At 44.9% G+C, this 457-nt stretch carries 2 tRNA genes; both read right to left on the reverse strand.

Annotation, left to right across the window (positions count from 1 at the left end):
- Nucleotides 1-128: 128 nt before the first annotated feature.
- Nucleotides 129-202 (reverse strand) — tRNA-Ala (locus JHU38_RS12300).
- A gap of 85 nt (nucleotides 203-287) precedes the next feature.
- A tRNA-Ile gene (locus JHU38_RS12305) sits at nucleotides 288-361 on the reverse strand.
- Between the last annotated feature and the right edge of the window lie 96 nt (nucleotides 362-457).

Below are 457 nucleotides of genomic sequence, written 5' to 3' on the forward strand. Positions count from 1 at the left end.
ATAAGTCGTAAACTCTGTTTACTTTACAGTCTTGCTTGTGTCAATATGTCAAAGAGCGAAAAAAGGTAAAAAAGTAAAAGGGTAAAAAAGTAAAAATACTCCGTTCCCTCTGTTTTTTCCTTCTTGTGTGGAGAATAACGGATTCGAACCGTTGACCCCCTGCTTGCAAAGCAGGTGCTCTAGCCAGCTGAGCTAATCCCCCGAGAATGTGAAAGGAGATACGTGAAGCGTGAAAGCGATTTCCGCAGACTTCAGCGTTTCCCATTGGTCATTTCTCATTCCAAAGGTAGTCCCAGGCAGACTTGAACTGCCGACCTCCACATTATCAGTGTGGCGCTCTAACCAACTGAGCTATAGGACTCTCTCCGGTTGGTTAGCGGTCCAAGATCTGGGACATGACTTCCGATGCCCGGCTTCCTTTTTCTCTTTATCGAAAAAACAGATCATCAGTACAAGA

Source organism: Prevotella illustrans (assembly GCF_017426725.1).
Lineage (GTDB): Bacteria > Bacteroidota > Bacteroidia > Bacteroidales > Bacteroidaceae > Prevotella > Prevotella illustrans.